The following is a 17474-nucleotide window of genomic DNA, read 5'->3' as shown; positions in this document are numbered from 1 at the left end:
TTTGGTGTTTTTTAATTTAGAACATTTATGTCGGTAAAATAAAATTTAATCTGTTTGAATATTTTTATCTGGTAAATTGCTAAAAAGGTTTTTACCGTTGGTGTTAATAAATGCCTTAATTGAGTATTTAGATTTTTTCACTAATTCAGAATTAGGGACAAATACCTCAAAAGTTTTTGAATTATTTGACAAGTTTTTACCTTTTACTATTTGCTCTTCAACTGTTAAATATGAAATATTCTCAATTTTAAGACCATAAGAATATTCTCCGTCTAATAAAATATTTTTAAATGCTACTTTAAACAAATAGCCATTTTCTTGCTTTTCAACATTCATTATATCAATTAAATACTCTTCATCTGCACCAAATAACGTAGCTGTGTTTGGATAAAAATTACTTTCACCTGCAGATGTTTCAGCTTTTACCGTATAAAAATAAATTTTATTTTTCTCTGCAGAAATATCTTTAAATGTTGCTCCTTTAATTCCATTTGCTATTTTTTGATACTTATGAAGTTCCTCTCCTCTATAAACATTATAGGTAGTTTCTGGAAGAATTGAGTCTTGTTCTATCCATTTTACAGACACATGTCCTTCTAAATCTCTAATTGCAGATACATTCCGTGGACTTAACGGCACTTTTTCTGATAACACAAGTGTTTCCGTTTTTGAAAACTCACCAAGACCTAGACCATTGTATGCCGCAACGGAAAATTTATAACTAACATTATAATCCAACCCTTCTACTCTAAAACCAAAAACATTGTTAGTCTCCACTAAGGTCTCTTTATTATTGGTTTCGTTTATATATTTAAGTTTATATCCAGTAGCATTAGGTACACTTTTCCAAAAAATAGTAGCCGTTGTATTCCTCCTAGAAGTTTTAAATATTTCTGGTGTTGTTGGAATACTGTTTTTTATAACAACTTCATTTGAAAATTCGCTTAAACCTTGTTTATTTTCGGCGTTTATTTTAAAATAATATATAGTTCCCTTTTTCAACTTGTCAATTTCTATTGAATTTACAGAAGGATCTTCAACCTTAATTTTTTGAATTAAATTGTTAGCACCTTCACCATAAAAAATAGTATAACGTTGTACATTTTCTATTTTTCCCCAAGTTAATTTAACACCTGAGGCTAATATTTCACCTTTATAAATAGTAGGTTTTGCCGGCTTAGTTACCAATTTAGAACTCCATTTGGCAATAGATACACTAAACGGTGGGATATTAATTTTTCCTTTACTATAAACTGTACTTTGTATTTCTGTATTTAGAACCTTTAATGAATCTGCAGAAATATAATTCACTTCTATCTCCTTATTTAAGGAAACACCATCAATAATTATATCAAAATCTTTTGATTGTGCTGTTCTGTTAGTAAAAACTAAATAATCGAAACCATTAATCCCACGATATGATTGGGTAAAAAAACCAGTTTCAATAGTGTTTTTTAATCCTGGAGCTTCAAAACCATTTGTAACATTAGAATTAAAAATAAAATCTGAATGATTGGTTACATCATGATAAATTTCATAAGCTTTACCTTCTAACGTTCTATTTATCCCCGTTAAAATACTATCGGTTTGAAGTTTAGACCCATTTTCATAAGCCTCTTCAATTTGCTTATTAATATTTATTTTAGGCGAGTACTTACTACTTACCTCATGAGCTCCTACATACCAAGTATTTGGATGTTGCAACTGACGCATAACATATTCTATATTATAAATACTAGAATAAATACCATTTAATGGAGCATTCCACACTCCAAATTCAGTAATAACCATAGGTACATTATCCCACGTATAATCTTCAATTTCTTGCATTGCTTCCATAGAAGTCGCCTCTAAAAGCTTTGTATTTGCTCTTTTGTAAGCTTTCTCTATTGTTTCTTTTTTACCAGTATGTGGAGCGTAAGAATGTTTAGAAAACACATTCCAATAAGCGCCTTGCTCTTTTTGATAATTATTAATTTCTTTCATGAACCCCCAAATACCGTCCCAAGTATTATTTAAAGTAAGAAATGCATCAGGAAAAACCTCTTTAATAACATCCGCATGTGGTTTCATCTTTGCAGCATAATCATAACCATTATTCCACCAATATCGCTCTCTATGAGGAACATAAAAATAAGGTTCGTTACAAAATTGCCATGTAGCTACTTCAATATTATTATTTTTACAAAATCTCGCTAGCTCTCGTGTCATTTCAGGAGTATCGGTAAAACCGTTAATTGTAATAATTAATTTACCATTAATTTCTCCTAATAATTGGTATAAGTCAATAATACGATGTGGCCCTTTAACTTCCGTAAACCTATACCCTTTAAGATATTGTTTAGAATGATCAAACATCATTGCATAATCAATATCATATTGACCAGTTGCACTACTAAATGCATCTCCCATAGTTCCCGAAAAATATCTTAACCATCCTGGATTTAACTCGTGAACTGCTTTTCTGAAATCTGGATGTAAATAGCTCCAGCTTTTATCTGCTATTCTAACATTAAATCCGCTAGAACCGATTTTTATAGAGTGTCCGTTTTTTGTATCAATATTTATTACACCTTGCTTTACTTGCGAATGAGATAATTGAAAAACCAAACAAATAAAAAATAATATAACTCGTTTTATTGTGTTCATAATATTTTGCTTAATCAACGTTTAAAAAAGTTTTCTGACTAAATGTAAATACATCTGATGGAGTTCTTGCTTCCTTAATTATAGTCTCCATTTTTAAAACTATTTCAGGATTTTGAGTAGCAATATTATTTTTTTCACCTGGATCTTTAGATAAATCATACAACTTAATTGGAGCATTTGGGTTTTTAAGCACCTGATATTTTACAGCCTTCCAATCTCCCATTCTTACAGCCTGACGGCCTCCTTTCTCATGAAACTCCCAATATAAATATTCATGTTCTTTTTGCTCTTTAGTATTCCCTAATAATTCTGGCAAAAATGAAATACCATCTATATTTTTAGGTTTTTCAACACCAGTAATATCAGCAAATGTTGGAAAAACATCCCAAAAAGCAGAAACATGATTTGATTTACTATTTTCTTTTACTTTTCCTGGCCATTTCACAATCATAGGAACTCTAATTCCTCCTTCATATAAATCTCTTTTTGTTCCTTTAAAAACACCGTTACTATTAAAATATTTTGGATCAGCACCACCTTCTTTATGAGGTCCATTATCTGATGTGATAATAATAATTGTATTATCTGCAATACCTAATTCTTCAACTTTATTCATTATTTCACCTACTTGCTGATCTAACAAATCTATCATAGCTGCAAAAGCGGCGTGAGATTCTTTTTGAGACTGGTACGCACCGTTCTTTAACTCCGCAACAGAACTGGTATCCTTATAAACCTTTTCTGGTAAAAACTTATTTCTATATTTTTCCATAAGAACCTCTGGAGCAGCCAATTCTGCATGAGGAATAATAGAAGCCACGTAAGCAAAAAATGGTTTATCCTTATTTTGCTCAATAAATTGAATGGTTTTTTCGTGAATTACACTCGGTGCATATATTTTGTTTCCTAAATTTTCATTTCCTTTTAAAACAATAGAATCTCTATTAGACCATAAATGATCTGGAAAATATTTATGCCCTAATCGTTGACAATTATATCCATAAAAAGTATCAAACCCCTGATTTACAGGATCTCCTTCTGAACCAGGAAAACCTAAACCCCATTTTCCAAAAGCACCAGTTGTATAACCTGCTTTTTTCATTACTTCAGCTAAAGTATATGTATTATCTGGTATTGGGTACTGTCCTTCTGGTTGTATTTCCTTATTTCCTCTAACAACGGTGTGCCCCGTATGCATACCCGTTAAAAGAGCTGAACGAGATGGTGCACAAACCGTACTTCCTGAATAATGCTGTGTAAACAACATTCCCTGAGAAGCTAGTTTATCTATATTTGGTGTTGAAAATTTTTGTTGTCCGTAACAACTTAAATCTCCATAACCAAGATCGTCAGCAAGAATGTAAATAATATTTGGTTTACTTATAGTTCCTTCAATAGATGAAGTGACTGAATCTTTTTTCTTATTGTTAGAAAAATTAAATGACATTAATACTATTGAAAACAATAATATTAAAATGGATGTGGTAGTTTTAATCATTTTAAATTATATAAAGTTGTGTAGTTAAATTTTAATTCCGTTAAATTTTGATTTGTATTTACAAACCTATTTCATAGTTTTTCTCAAAGGTATTAACTTCCTTTGTTCTGTAATTCTCATTTGACACCCACAAATGTTGCACATATGCTAAATAGTATTAAAACAATATAATTCAACATAATTATCCCATAGAATTTACATCTTAAACACTGAAAACTATGTTAAAATCAAAAAAAAGACCTCTATAAATTAACAATTGTATATTCCATATTACTAGTAGATTTCAATAGTTCACCAAGCCATAAACCATTTGACATTTTTGTGAATTTAAAATTATCGGATGATGGAACTTTTGTTTTGGACCATAACATTAATGGACCATCTTCAATCATTTTTACCGTTATTTTTTCTTCATCAATTCTAAGTAACTTATATCCGGAAGCTGGTAAATATTTATTAGGACGACCAATTATGGACAAGCCATTATAATAGCTGTCTCACTGGTAAGTAGAGCAATTATACGAAATACTTAATCTCAAAAGATGACCATCTTTATAAGTAAGTGGCGTCAAATATGTTGTATCAATATTTTTAGTTTCATAAGACAAATAAACAGGACTTCCAGATACAGATCTTGCTACAGCCATTAACCTTGCGTTTTCATTATTAGCATAAAACATATCTTGATAAAACTAATGAGTATGACCCAACCAAAATGCATTTGCAAAGTTTTGTAATAAAGTAACATCTAACCTGTTTTTTGTTGTTTTATAGGCAACACTACCTCTTATAAGTACGCTATACTTATGGTTAAAAACATTAAAATTCTGTTGTACAATACAATTTAATAAGGGTAACTTTTTCTTAAAACAATTCTCTTCTAAGGCCAAATTATAATAATGAACACCAAGTATTGCATTTTTTAAACCTGTATTATAACGGAAATTATCAGACTGAAAATCAACTTCGAATTCCATCACACTAGAACCTCAGTAAACTCAATAGTTAGAAACACACGCTTAGGAGATGTATAAACTAATTTAAAGACTCACTCATACAACTTTTTAAAAACTTATAACCTCTAGAAACATGACCTTCTACTGTTTTTAAGGAGATGTTTAAATTACTGGCAATTTCCTTATTCTTTAATCCGGAAACTTTCTTTTCTAAAAAAACCAATTGACATCTTTTTGGGAGTAATTGAAGGCACTCTTCTAATTTTTTTAATCTTAAATCTTTGTAATCACTATTAGATTCTACCACTTTATCAATAGCTTCATTGTAATATGATAAAAGAGTTTTATCCATTTTATTCTTTCCCCTGTGAGAATCCATAATTTTGTTATAAACAATTTTATATAAAAAACTATTGATAGAAGTTGTTATAATAATTTTCTTTCTATTGTCCCAAATGTACATAAATGTATCCTGAACAATATCTTGGGCAAGTTCTTTATCACTGGTGTAGTTTAAAGAATAAATACATAATTTTTCGTAGTAAGTGGTATATAACTCTTTAAAATAAAGAACGTTACCTTCTTTTAAATTTTTATGGACACTATTTAAGTCTTGATTTAAAATTATTTTATGATTTATTTAATTATTATTTAACTACAAAAATGGAAAAAAAAACTATTAAATAGAGGGTTTTTTATAATTATTACTACATATAACTAAATAATATGAAGATGTTGGATAAAAACATTGATAAATTGATAATTAAGTTTGTTGAAAATACAGCAACTTTAGATGAGCAAGTTAAACTAAAACAATTTCTTGAAATAGAAAAAAATAGAGCTTATTTTGACGAATATGTTGAATTGAATTATTTAATAAATTCAAAAGTTAAGTTTGACTATAATAACACTTTGGACGAAGTTATGGGTAAAATCGAATCGAAACCTAAAAGTTTAATAATGTATAAGTATTTAAAATATGCAGCTGCTATTATTCTTTTAATTTCTACAGGATATTTTTTAACTAAAAATCAGGTTAAAACTACTTCTAAAGTAGTAATTGATAACAAAATTCCAATTGGAACAGATAAAGCTACGCTAACATTAGAGGACGGTTCAACTGTTGCTTTAGAAAAGGGTAAGGTTTACAAAAATAATAAAGTGAGTTCAGACGGTAAAAAAATAGTTTATCAATCTGAAATTGATAAACAAGCAGAAAAGCTTGCTTATAATTATTTAACAATTCCTAGGGGAGGTGAATTTTTTATAGAATTATCTGATGGAACAAAGGTTTGGTTGAATGCCGATTCAAAATTGAAATATCCAATTGCTTTTAAAGAAGGAGAACCTCGAAAAATAGAATTATTATATGGAGAAGCTTATTTTGATGTTTCACCAAGTACAGATCATAATGGAGATAGTTTTATAGTTAACTTATTAGAGCAAGAAATTGAAGTTTTAGGTACAGAGTTTAATGTAAAAGCCTATAAGGAAGAAAAAATTGCGACCACAACACTAGTTGAGGGTAAAGTTGCTGTAAAAACTAATAACGAAATGAGTTTGCTTGTTCCAAATCAACAACTTGTCTTCACGAAAGAAACAGATGCTTTTTTAATTAAAACTGTGGATGTTAAAAATGTTGTATCCTGGAAAAGTGGCTATTTTAGTTTTTCTGAATTGTCTTTTAATGAAACAATTAATCTTTTATCTAGATGGTATAATGTTGAATTTATTATTGAAAATAAAAATTTATTTAAAATAAAATTCAATGGGGTGTTAAGTAAAAATCAAAACATTGAAAATATTTTACAATCATTTAAAAACACAAATAACATAAAATATGAAATTAAAGAAAATAAAATTTATTTAAAATAAAAAGAAGGAATGAAGTCGTGGTCTCCTACAACTTTAACTTCATTCCTAAATAAGTATTAATTATTAATCAATAACTAACAAACAAATTTATGGAAATTAATTTTACTAGCTTTTTTCTTTTTATAAGAAAGAAAATATTTAAATCAATTATGAGAGCATTTATATTCTTGTTTTGCACACTTACCTTCGCAATTACACCAAATAATGGTTTTTCACAAAATTCAAAGATTAATATTAACCGTAATATGGAATTAACCATTGATCAGGTATTTGAGTTGATAGATAGTCAAACTGATTATACATTCATTTATAGTACAGATTTGTTTACAAATTCACCTTTAATTAAACTAAAAAAGGGGATAATTAAAACGGAAAAATTATTAAATCTTAGTTTGGAGAATAGTGGATATACTTACTATTTAACAGATGATAATACCATTGTTTTAAATAAGAAAATACCTATTAAAAATAATTCTGAAGAAGAAATTGAAATCCAACAACTTACTATAACTGGTACTGTTTCAGACATGGAAGGTAATTCATTGCCTGGAGTAAACGTAATTACGGGAAATGTTGGAGATAAATTAGCTAAAGGAGTTGCAACAGATTTTGATGGGAAATTTAGTGTACGAGCGTCAAAAGGAGGTTATATCCGATTTTCATATATTGGTTATATTACTCAAGAGTTTATTATTGAGAATCAAACTGAATTTAACATAGTTTTAAAAGAAAATGTAAGTGGTTTAGAAGAGGTTGTAATTAGTACAGGTTACCAAAAAATATCTAAAGAACGAACTACTGGATCTTTTCAGCAAGTTGGATTGGAAGTTTTAGATACAAAAATTTCACAAGATATTTTATCTAAATTAGAAGGAGAGGTTTCGGGAGTTTTATTTGACGATCAAGATGGACCTACAATTAGAGGTGTTAGTACAATTAATGCAATTAATGATCCTTTAATTGTGGTAGATGGCTTTCCAATTACGCAGGATTTTAATTCTATAAACGCAAATGATATAAAAGATGTTACGGTTTTAAAAGATGCTGCTGCAGCATCTATTTGGGGTATTAGAGCTGCAAATGGGGTAATTGTTATTACCACTAAAAAAGGAAATAAAAATGGCAAACCTCAAATTGATGTATCTACAAATTTTTCTGTAACACCTAAAGATAATTTACAAGATTTGCCGTATGCTTCAACAAATAGTTTTTTAGAATATGAAAAACATAAAGCTGATTATGAATGGGCTATTTTACCAACGGGTAGTAGTCAACCTGCATTTAGTAAAGGGTTGGAAACGTATTTATTACTTAATGACGGTCAAATAACCCAAAGTCAGGCAGATGCTATTATTGATGGTTTGAGAGGAATTGATAGTAGAAAAGAATTTTCAAAATTATTTATGGATGATGAATATTGGTCTCAATATAATGTTGGAGTAAGTGGAGGAGGAAACAATAGCACTTATAGAGGGTCTATATCATACAATAAGAATCAGAATTCAGGATTCTTTGCTGGTAACGAATCAGATCAGTTAACTGCTAGTATGAGAAATAGTTTTGATTTAGGTTCGAAATTTACGGTTAATACAGATATTAATTTTACAACAAGTAAAGGAACTTCAAATGGAATGACTTCATCAGATTATTCAACACTTTTTCAATATCAAAGTATTTTAGATGATCAAGGAAATTATATTCCACAACCAAGAGGTATTAGCCAAGATTTTAAAGATTTAAAAGTGGCAGAAGGATATCCTTATAATTGGGATTATAATCTTCAACAAGAATTTGATAATAAGAATAACGAAAGTCGCACCACTTTAATGAGGATTCAAACATCTATTGAATATGATATATTTGACTTTTTATCTCTTAAAGGTTCTTATCAATATGAGTGGTCTAATATTAATTCTACTCAATTATCAAACGAAAACACATATTCAGCTAGAAATTTGGTAAATACATACACTTCTTTTGATACAACCACTAACGGATTGGTTAGTCATGTTGGTAAGGGAAGCTTATTTTCAACTCAAAATAGGATAGATAAGGCACATCAAGGTAGATTGCAATTGAATTTCGATAAATCTTTTAACGATGGTATGCATAAAGTTAATGCTTTATTAGGTTATGAAGTAAGACAAGAGTTATACAATGGTAGTAGTTTAAGTCTTTATGGTTACGATCCTCAATCATTATCATCTGTTAATGTAGCTTTTGGAGAACGAGTACTTGTAACACCTGCTACAGGGACAAGAAGTATTAATAACCCTAATACGGTTTCTGAAGATGAAGATAGATATATATCTTCCTATGCAAATGTTGGTTATACTTATAACAACAAGTATACTTTTACAAGTAGTATTAGATTAGATGATACTAATTTATTTGGTGCTAGTAACAATTATAGAAAAGTGCCTCTTTATTCTTTTGGTGGAAAATGGGATTTACACAAAGAGAATTTTATGAACAATGCCAGTAATGTAGACCGACTTTCATTAAGGGTATCTTACGGTGTTAATGGAAATTCAGATAATAGTACAAGTCCTTTTTTACAAGCTACAGTATCTAGAGGTTATCCTGCAGATATACTATTTGCTTTTATTTCAGATGTTAAAAATCCTGGTTTAAGATTAGAGAAAGTATATGTAACAAATTTAGGTGTAGATTTTGGTCTTTTTAACGGGATAGTAAATGGTGGAATAGAATATTATATTAGAAAAAGTGAAGATCTTTTAGCTCCAGTTTCTTTTCCATCTGTTTATGGGTTTAATTCGGCTATAATAAATGCAGGTAAAATGGAAAATAAAGGTTTCGATTTTAATGCAAATGTTAAAGTGCTTGATAAAAGTGCATTTAAGTATAATACAACTTTAAACTTTAGTTATAATAAAAACGAGGTTACCGAAGTGGATGTTCCAGAACAAACTATTGATACATACTTAAATTCACAACCTTTAAACAATAAGCCTTTAAGGTATATATACAGCTATCAGTTTGCTGGTTTAGATGCTAATGGAGACCCATTAACTATTGATGAAAATGGACAACTAATTGATGTAAATGGCCAAACTGAAGTAAATGGAATAAAAGAAGATGCTAGAATAGTAAATCCAGAAGCATTAGTTTATGGAGGTACTACTACTCCAAAATATTATGGTGCTTGGATAAATAATATATCTTATAAAAATTTCTATTTAAGATCTTTAATAACTTATAAGTTAGGACATGTTTTTAGAAATACAGATATCCTTGTATACAACCGAAATCAGTATATAGATGCTAATATCCATAAAGATTTTGAGAATAGATGGCAGAATCCTGGAGATGAGAATACTACTATTATACCAAGAATACCTACAACTAGTGGAGATGCAACAATAGGTTATTCTACATATGCTAACGGAAATCAATTTATAGATTCAGCTTCTCATATTCGATTTAAAGAAGTTGTTTTAGGTTATAATTTTGATTCAAAACTTTTAAAACAAATAGGACTTAACAATCTTAGTATTAGTGCCCAAGCTAGAAATTTAGGGTTAATTAATTTTAATAAATGGGATAAAGACCCTGAAAGCTTAGTATTACCTACCAACCCTACCTATACGTTAAACTTTTCAGCTAACTTTTAAAAAATAAAATCATGAAATATATATATAACTTAATATTATTAGGAGTCTTATTAGTCTTCTCTTCGTGTGATAAAGAAGAATGGTTAGATATAAAACCAAAAGGCTTAATTATACCAACAAATGTTCAAGATTATCGTTTATTATTAGATCAAGTGAATAGAAATGGAAATGGTTTTCCAAAAATATCTCCAGGTTTTGGTGAATGTTATGCAAATACAGATTACATGTCTGATGATTTTGTTATAGCAGATAATACACTTAGTAGTTTTAATCAAACTTCAATTAATCAATTTACTTGGAGCAATGATGTTTTTCAAGAAAATGAGGAAGATAACGATTGGGCGCAATTATATGGACAAATTTATGCTGCTAATATTGTAATTGAAGAAATAATGGATGCTGAAAACGGAACCAATGAAACAAAACTACAACTTTTAGCTGAAGCAAAAATACAACGTGCTTTTAGTTATTTTTCTTTAGTAAATATATATGGTTTACATTATGGACCAAGTTCAGCAGCAACTAATTTGGCTGTGCCTTTACGTTTAGACTCTCAAATAGAAGGAGCTGATTTATCTAGAGCTTCAGTTCAAGAAATTTATGACTTAATGCTAGATGATATAGGAACTTCTATTGAAAATTTACCAAATAAGCCAGAATCTAATGATTACAAACATAGGCCAACAAAAGCTAGTGCTTATGCTTTTTTAGCTCGTTTGAATTTATATATGGGAAATTATGAAGACGCATTAGAGGCTGCATCAAGCTCATTAAGTATTCATAGTGCCATTAATAATTATAATGATTATAGTTTTTTTTATAATGTACTTTATTTAGATCAACCACAAGATGATGCACAAGTATTGTGGTTAAAAGGATCAACAGGTACATATAATTTATTAATTGCTTCAGATGAATTATATAATCTTTATGAGGCAAATGATATTAGACAAACTTTATATGCTCCTATTTCGTTTTTCTTCGGTATTCCTGAACCGGGTAATTGTTTAGGTTATTCATTTTTTAATAATTATAGACCAGTAGGCTTTACGGTACCAGAAATTTTATTAATAAGAGCAGAATGTAATGCAAGATTAAATTTTGTAGCAGATGCAGTAAACGACCTTAATACTTTACGGATTAATAGATTTAAAGAAGGAACTTATACTCCTATAATTAGTACAGATAAAACAGAGGTGTTAAATCTTGTAAAAAAAGAAAGAAGAATAGAATTGGCAGGTAACGGATTGCGCTTTTTCGACCTTAAGAGATATAATGAGTTTGATAACGCTAATATATCTTTAACTCGTAATCTTAAAGGACAAACTTACACTTTAAACGCAGGAAGTAATAATTGGGCAGTTCCAATTGCTAAAAAGTATATTTTTGCGTCGCCTGATATAGGAGAAAATATCAGAGATTAATTATTTACCACAAAACTTATATTAAACTTCACACCACTATACTAAAAAAGTATGGTGGTGTATTATCAATTCATAATCTTAATAAAATGAAAATAAAATTATTAATATTAATAATAGTAGGCGCTATTATTACATCTTGTAATAATGAAAATAAAGTTATAAATGACACATGTGTTATTAATCTTAATTTAGATGCAGTACAAACGGGTGAAATTGTTATTAAACCATATCAAAACGCATCTACTTTAGAAGAATTTGAGCGTTTATCAATTAAAACGCCAATAAAATCAAATTTAACAAGCATAACACTAGATACTATAAAAGTGTTACGTGCTATAGATGTTTTGATTGATAAAAAAAAGTATAGTACTGAGTTATTTACTGGTCCTGGCGTATATGATCTTTCTATTGTAGATAACAAAATTATTGTAAAAAATAATGTTTTACAAAATGAGTTTGAAAGATTGGATAGTTTATTGGGATATTCTAAATTTCAAAAAATTCAATACAGTAGGTCTTTATCTGCAGCAGACTCTATATTTAAAGAAAATTATAGTTCTAACTTATTAAAAGCTATAAAAGAAAACCCTAAAAGTCATCAATTGGCTGTTATGATTCAAAAATATTTCTGGGGAGCGGATTTAGAAACAATAAAAACCATTCTTTCTGATTTTGATAAATCTGTTTATAATAATTACAACTTAAAAATGTTAGTTAACAGAAAAAATAATTTGGAAAAAGTTGCTTTAGGTCAACAAGCGCCAATATTTAATTTAAAATCTTTTGAAGGAAATAATGTTTCTTTAAAAGACTATAAAGGTAAATATGTACTTATCGATTTTTGGGCATATTGGTGTGGCCCTTGTATAAAAGGTTTTCCAGAATTAAAAGAAATAAGAAAATATTATACAGAAGATCAATTATCTATTGTAAGTATTAGTACAGATAAAGATAAATGGGTTGAAGCTGTTAAAAAGCATCAACTTCCTTGGACTCAATTATTAGATAATAGCAGCGCTAATGTGTCTGAAAAATATGCAGTTACTGCTATTCCTCATTTAGTATTAATTTCTCCAGCTGGTGAAATCATTTACAAACATGATTATCATAATGTTTTAACAGAGGAGTTAAAGAAAATACTTGATTAAATAAAATATAAAAAATGAAACAAGTAAAACAATTAATAGGATTTCTATTTATAGTTAATCTTATGTCTACAACAATAGTTGCGCAAGGGGTTAAGTTTGAGCATGGTTCTTTAAATGAAGCTATTGAAAAAGCAAAAACAGAAAATAAAATTGTATTTATAGATTGCTATACTACTTGGTGTGGTCCTTGTAAATGGATGACAAAAGAAATTTTTCCACAAAAAGAAGTGGGGGATTTTTTTAATGAAAATTTTGTAAGTCTTAAATTGGATTGTGAAAAAGGAGAAGGTATTTATATTGCCAAAAAATATGGTGTGCAAGCATATCCAACTTTATTATTTGTTGATATTAATGGTGAAATTCTTCATAAAATAGTTGGAGGGAAATCTGCTGAAGATTTAGTAAGTGGAGCACAAAATGCACTTGATCCAAATAAACGAATAAGTGTAGCTTCTAAAAAATATGATGAAGGAGAAAGAGAACTAAACTTTGTTTTAAATTATATTGATTTATTAGATGTTGCATATGAAAAAGTTAAGAGTGAAAAAGTATCAAAAGCATTAGTTTCTAGTTTACCTATTGAAAAATTTGGGAATAAAGAAATGTTTAAAGTATTAGCCAATTCTAATGTAGCGTATAATTCAAAGGAATACAACTATGTTTTAAAGAATCAAGAAGAACTTTTAACTAAAGAAGTAGATTCAATGCAATATTTTAGTGTTTTAGGAGGTGCTATTCGACATTATTTAAACAAAGTGGCTGAAAGTTGTAATAATTTAGAAGAACTAAATGCTGCAATAGAAAAATGTAAGCAAGATTATGTTTCCAATTATCAAGATAATTTAGAAAAAAATCTTGTTTATTCTTACTATTTATCTAAGAAAGAATTTAATAAATGGTTTGATGTAAAGTTGGAAGAAGCTGATAAATTAAAAGAAACCCCTCAATATGTATACGTCATTCATGATATTGGTGATCAGGTAGTTAAAAACCCTAAATTTGAAGGCTCTAAAGAATCTTTGGAAAAGGCTCTTGAAATTGGACATAGTCTTGTAAACGATAATAATGATGGTTTAATTATGGGTAATTTTTTATTGGCAAAACTTTACTTGAAAAAAGGTGATAAAGAAAAGGCTTTAAATCATTTTAACATTTTTTTTAAAACAAATGAAGAAGCTGGAGGAACTAATGCACATCCCTCAATATCAAGAGTTATTAATGCAATTGAAAGTTTATAGAAATTACATTTATTTTATTCCAGTTAATTTTTATTAGATCTAATAATCGGAATAAATTTAATGTTAATTTAGTACTTGCGTGTAAGTGTTTAAAAATCAAATGATACCGGATGGTTGTGACTTAATTTTGGCGATAAATTAACATTTTCAAAGCAAGGGTATTTTAGTTTTTAAGCAACTATATAAATATTGGCCATTACAATAAACTTTAATAAACAATAGTAACATTTTTAATTTTTAACTGTATTGTATTATCAAGTATTTTTTTTAGTTAAAAAATGAATGAATAATTGATTTGGACTTATTGTTAATCGTGGAGTTATAAAAAGGCTATTAGGTAAACAAAATTTTTATCAGAGTAGATGTAGTTCCACAAATACCTTCCTCGAAGGATTTATAAAATCTTATTAATCAACACTTATAACTTTAATTTATAATAAATATGAAAAAACATTTAATATTTGGCTTAACGCTTTTGGTGCTTTGGGCATGCAAACAAGAAGAACCTGCTAATTATGTTATTATTTCGGGGAATATTAGTAATACCAACGGAGGAGAATTAAAAATTAGTTCTTTAAATGGTTTTGCAAAAACCATTAACGTAATGGATACCGGGATATTTAACGATACACTTTATATTCCTGAGAATGGATTGTATAAAATTCGTTTTGAACGAGGTGGAATTGCACCTTATTTGGCTAAAGGAAACGAAATACATTTTAATGTAGATGCTAAAAAGTTTAATGAAACATTAAAGTTTTCAGGAGATAATATAGAATTAAATAATTATTACGCTTATAAAGCAAATAAAGAATTTGATTTTATGATGAACAGAGAGGCAAATTATAATGTTGAAGAAACAGCCTTTGAAGCTAAAATAGTGGACTTTCAAAATGATTTAGAAAGTAATTTAAAAGCATTAAAAAATATTCCAGAAGATATTATAGAAAAGGAAGTTCGTGCAATTAATTATGGGCGTTTAGCAAAAAAAGTCAACTATAAACAAATGTATGGTTACTTAAGTGGTAATAGAGAATTTAAAACTTCAGAGAATTTTAATAAGGAATTAACTGAATTGTCTTTTGATAATGGAGAAGACTATTTGTATTCTTCAGATTACCAAGGTATGGTTGGAAAAGATATTCAACGTAAAATTTATGAGTTTTATCAAAAGGATTCTCTGCCTTACTATGAAGCTCAATCTAAAGCGCTTTCTGAATTGAAAAGTGAAATTATAAGAAATGGAGAGTTATATAAAAACATGCCAATGAAATTGTCAATGTCTAAAGACAAAGAGAAAGACTTAAATGAATTTTTAAAAACATCAACTAATGAAACTCATATTGCTAGAGCAAAAGAATTGTTTGAGTCTTTAAAAGTATTAGATGCTGGTCAGCCTTCTCCTAAATTTGAGAATTATGAGAATTATGCAGGAGGTACCACTTCTTTAGATGATTTAAAAGGGAAGTATGTATATATAGATGTTTGGGCAACTTGGTGTGGTCCTTGTAAAGCTGAGATACCTTTTCTTAAGAAAATAGAAGAAACATACCATGGAAAAAATATTCAGTTTGTTAGTATTTCAACAGATAAACAGAAGGATAAAGATAAATGGAAAAAAATGATTGCCGATGAAAAATTAGGAGGTATTCAGTTAATAACCGATAACGATTTTAACACTGATTTTATTAGCGAGTATAAAATCATGGGTATTCCTCAATTTATTCTTTTAGACCCTGAAGGTAAAATTGTTAAAGCAAATGCGCCTAGACCTTCTGAAAAAGAATTAGTAGAATTATTTGATCAATTAAGTATATAACCGCATATTTTAAAATTCAATAATTATTAATAAATGGCGGATAAATGAACGCTATTGTATGGTGTAATAAATCCAATTATTAAATCATGCCATGTGACAAAAATAGAGACAGCGCTTCATGTTGAATCTAATAGAATACTAATTCTTAATTATTGAAAGAAGATAAAGATGCAGAAATAACTGTTCCACAATTTCATTTAAAAACCGTAACTAGTTTAAGCTAATTACGGTTTTTTAATTCTTAAAAATGTTTTAATTATATTTTTGGAACGTAATTAAATGAGTCAAAATCGGCGTATGTTTTGGTTGTCTTGTTTTTAGAAGTTGCATATAGGCCTAAATATACACCCGTAAAACCTCCATTTGTTTCAGAACTTAAATATCGGACATCTAACCCTTTATCCAACTCATTGAGTAGAATATTAGAAAGTAATGGGCTTAACGGTGAACCTTCCGGAACGCCTTTTCTTCGCTTTTGTAATTTACCTCCTATTAATATTGGTGCTCGTAGAAAACAACGCAATAACTTCAAAGTAGCTTTACACTTTACCTTTTTGTATATCAATTCTAGTAAAACATAGTGCTCGACTTCATCAAAAAATGATTTAAGGTCGATATCTACAATATCTTGATATCCTGAATTAATATTTTCTAGGCTTTGTGTAATAGCTCCATGAGCATTACGGTTTGGTCTGAATCCGTAACTATGCCTTTGAAAGTCTGGCTCAAATACAGGTTGCAATACTTGATGTAATGCTTGTTGAAATACCCTATCTACAACCGTAGGAATACCGAGTAACCTCGTTTTCCCGTTGCTCTTTGGTATTTCAACTCCTAGTATTGGAGACACCTGATAGCGCTCCCTTTCTATTTGATAGGTATAGTAACTTGCGTGAGCTTTTAAAGTAGATTTCTACTCGGTTACCCCAATACAATCTACTCCTGTTGCTCCTTTGTTACGATACACCTGCAAATAGGCTTCGTTTAGATTCTTTTTACTTGTTAATTGTTTAATCATTAATACTATAATTGACTTGTTGTCTCGCTTAATCAAAGGCTACTATTTTAATGGAAAACTATCCGTGGTATAAAACCGCTCCTTTGTCTATTAAAGACCATTATCGTTCTGTCCTTCATCAGTTTATCAGGTTTCTGACTACTATGACTTCTGCTGACTTCTCTGCTTTATCAACTCGTGATTACAGAGACCTCCCCAGGTAATGACATCTTCT

Annotated in this window: 13 protein-coding genes; 7 read left to right on the top strand and 6 right to left on the bottom strand. The window is 29.0% G+C overall.

Annotated elements, in window-relative coordinates:
* Positions 1-45: 45 nt before the first annotated feature.
* Together DAD81_RS17405 and DAD81_RS17400 are read right to left on the bottom strand one after the other, a co-directional pair.
* The gene (locus tag DAD81_RS17405; protein WP_157961174.1) at positions 46-2649 is read right to left on the bottom strand and encodes a fibronectin type III domain-containing protein; all 2604 of its coding nucleotides are present in this window, start codon (positions 2647-2649) and stop codon (positions 46-48) included.
* 10 nt (positions 2650-2659) lie between these two features.
* On the bottom strand, positions 2660-4147 hold the full coding sequence (locus DAD81_RS17400; protein WP_111709591.1) for an arylsulfatase: 1488 nt from the start codon (positions 4145-4147) through the stop codon (positions 2660-2662).
* Between the two features lie 321 nt (positions 4148-4468).
* Between DAD81_RS17400 and DAD81_RS20750 the strand changes: the two genes are divergently transcribed.
* Positions 4469-4636, top strand: coding sequence for a hypothetical protein (locus tag DAD81_RS20750; RefSeq protein ID WP_157961173.1), 168 nt, complete (start codon positions 4469-4471; stop codon positions 4634-4636).
* 8 nt (positions 4637-4644) lie between these two features.
* Here DAD81_RS20750 and DAD81_RS17390 read toward each other — a convergent pair whose 3' ends face one another.
* The 3 genes from DAD81_RS17390 to DAD81_RS17380 are packed head-to-tail and all read right to left on the bottom strand — an operon-like array spanning position 4645 to position 5728.
* The gene (locus tag DAD81_RS17390; protein WP_157961172.1) at positions 4645-4794 is read right to left on the bottom strand and encodes a hypothetical protein; all 150 of its coding nucleotides are present in this window, start codon (positions 4792-4794) and stop codon (positions 4645-4647) included.
* A gap of 45 nt (positions 4795-4839) precedes the next feature.
* Positions 4840-5124, bottom strand: a complete 285-nt coding sequence (locus DAD81_RS17385) for a hypothetical protein (protein WP_111709588.1) — start codon at positions 5122-5124, stop codon at positions 4840-4842.
* A 58-nt stretch (positions 5125-5182) separates the two neighbouring features.
* Positions 5183-5728 carry an RNA polymerase sigma-70 factor gene (locus tag DAD81_RS17380; RefSeq protein WP_262511285.1) on the bottom strand — a complete coding sequence of 182 codons (546 nt, stop codon included), beginning with the start codon at positions 5726-5728 and terminating at the stop codon, positions 5183-5185.
* 101 nt (positions 5729-5829) lie between these two features.
* Between DAD81_RS17380 and DAD81_RS17375 the strand changes: the two genes are divergently transcribed.
* The 6 genes from DAD81_RS17375 (at position 5830) to DAD81_RS17350 (ending at position 16242) form a co-directional block, all read left to right on the top strand.
* Positions 5830-6978, top strand: a complete 1149-nt coding sequence (locus DAD81_RS17375) for a FecR family protein (protein WP_111709586.1) — start codon at positions 5830-5832, stop codon at positions 6976-6978.
* Between the two features lie 149 nt (positions 6979-7127).
* Positions 7128-10613, top strand: a complete 3486-nt coding sequence (locus DAD81_RS17370; protein ID WP_157961171.1) for a SusC/RagA family TonB-linked outer membrane protein — start codon at positions 7128-7130, stop codon at positions 10611-10613.
* A gap of 11 nt (positions 10614-10624) precedes the next feature.
* Positions 10625-12037, top strand: a complete 1413-nt coding sequence (locus DAD81_RS17365; protein ID WP_111709584.1) for a RagB/SusD family nutrient uptake outer membrane protein — start codon at positions 10625-10627, stop codon at positions 12035-12037.
* An 86-nt stretch (positions 12038-12123) separates the two neighbouring features.
* Complete coding sequence (locus tag DAD81_RS17360) at positions 12124-13185, top strand: TlpA family protein disulfide reductase (protein WP_111709583.1); 1062 nt, start codon at positions 12124-12126, stop codon at positions 13183-13185.
* A gap of 14 nt (positions 13186-13199) precedes the next feature.
* Complete coding sequence (locus DAD81_RS17355) at positions 13200-14423, top strand: thioredoxin domain-containing protein (protein WP_111709582.1); 1224 nt, start codon at positions 13200-13202, stop codon at positions 14421-14423.
* A gap of 442 nt (positions 14424-14865) precedes the next feature.
* Positions 14866-16242 (top strand): TlpA family protein disulfide reductase, encoded by a 1377-nt coding sequence (locus tag DAD81_RS17350; protein ID WP_111709581.1) that lies wholly within the window; start codon positions 14866-14868, stop codon positions 16240-16242.
* A 256-nt stretch (positions 16243-16498) separates the two neighbouring features.
* Here DAD81_RS17350 and DAD81_RS17345 read toward each other — a convergent pair whose 3' ends face one another.
* Positions 16499-17092, bottom strand: a complete 594-nt coding sequence (locus DAD81_RS17345) for a reverse transcriptase domain-containing protein (RefSeq protein WP_245949343.1) — start codon at positions 17090-17092, stop codon at positions 16499-16501.
* Positions 17093-17474: the final 382 nt, after the last annotated feature.

Origin of the sequence: Lutibacter citreus, from assembly GCF_003260195.1 — a bacterium.
Classification (GTDB): domain Bacteria; phylum Bacteroidota; class Bacteroidia; order Flavobacteriales; family Flavobacteriaceae; genus Lutibacter; species Lutibacter citreus.
The sequence above is the reverse complement of the archived record's forward strand: the minus strand, read 5'-3'. Positions and strand labels throughout refer to the sequence as shown.

Excerpts from the sequence above, each read along its gene's own strand:
- DAD81_RS17405 (WP_157961174.1), bottom strand. The coding sequence starts at position 2,649 with ATGAACACAATAAAACGAGTTATATTATTTTTTATTTGTTTGGTTTTT.
- DAD81_RS17400 (WP_111709591.1), bottom strand. The coding sequence starts at position 4,147 with ATGATTAAAACTACCACATCCATTTTAATATTATTGTTTTCAATAGTA.
- DAD81_RS17390 (WP_157961172.1), bottom strand. The coding sequence starts at position 4,794 with ATGGCTGTAGCAAGATCTGTATCTGGAAGTCCTGTTTATTTGTCTTAT.
- DAD81_RS17385 (WP_111709588.1), bottom strand. The coding sequence starts at position 5,124 with ATGGAATTCGAAGTTGATTTTCAGTCTGATAATTTCCGTTATAATACA.
- DAD81_RS17375 (WP_111709586.1), top strand. The coding sequence starts at position 5,830 with ATGAAGATGTTGGATAAAAACATTGATAAATTGATAATTAAGTTTGTT.
- DAD81_RS17370 (WP_157961171.1), top strand. The coding sequence starts at position 7,128 with ATGAGAGCATTTATATTCTTGTTTTGCACACTTACCTTCGCAATTACA.
- DAD81_RS17365 (WP_111709584.1), top strand. The coding sequence starts at position 10,625 with ATGAAATATATATATAACTTAATATTATTAGGAGTCTTATTAGTCTTC.
- DAD81_RS17360 (WP_111709583.1), top strand. The coding sequence starts at position 12,124 with ATGAAAATAAAATTATTAATATTAATAATAGTAGGCGCTATTATTACA.
- DAD81_RS17355 (WP_111709582.1), top strand. The coding sequence starts at position 13,200 with ATGAAACAAGTAAAACAATTAATAGGATTTCTATTTATAGTTAATCTT.
- DAD81_RS17350 (WP_111709581.1), top strand. The coding sequence starts at position 14,866 with ATGAAAAAACATTTAATATTTGGCTTAACGCTTTTGGTGCTTTGGGCA.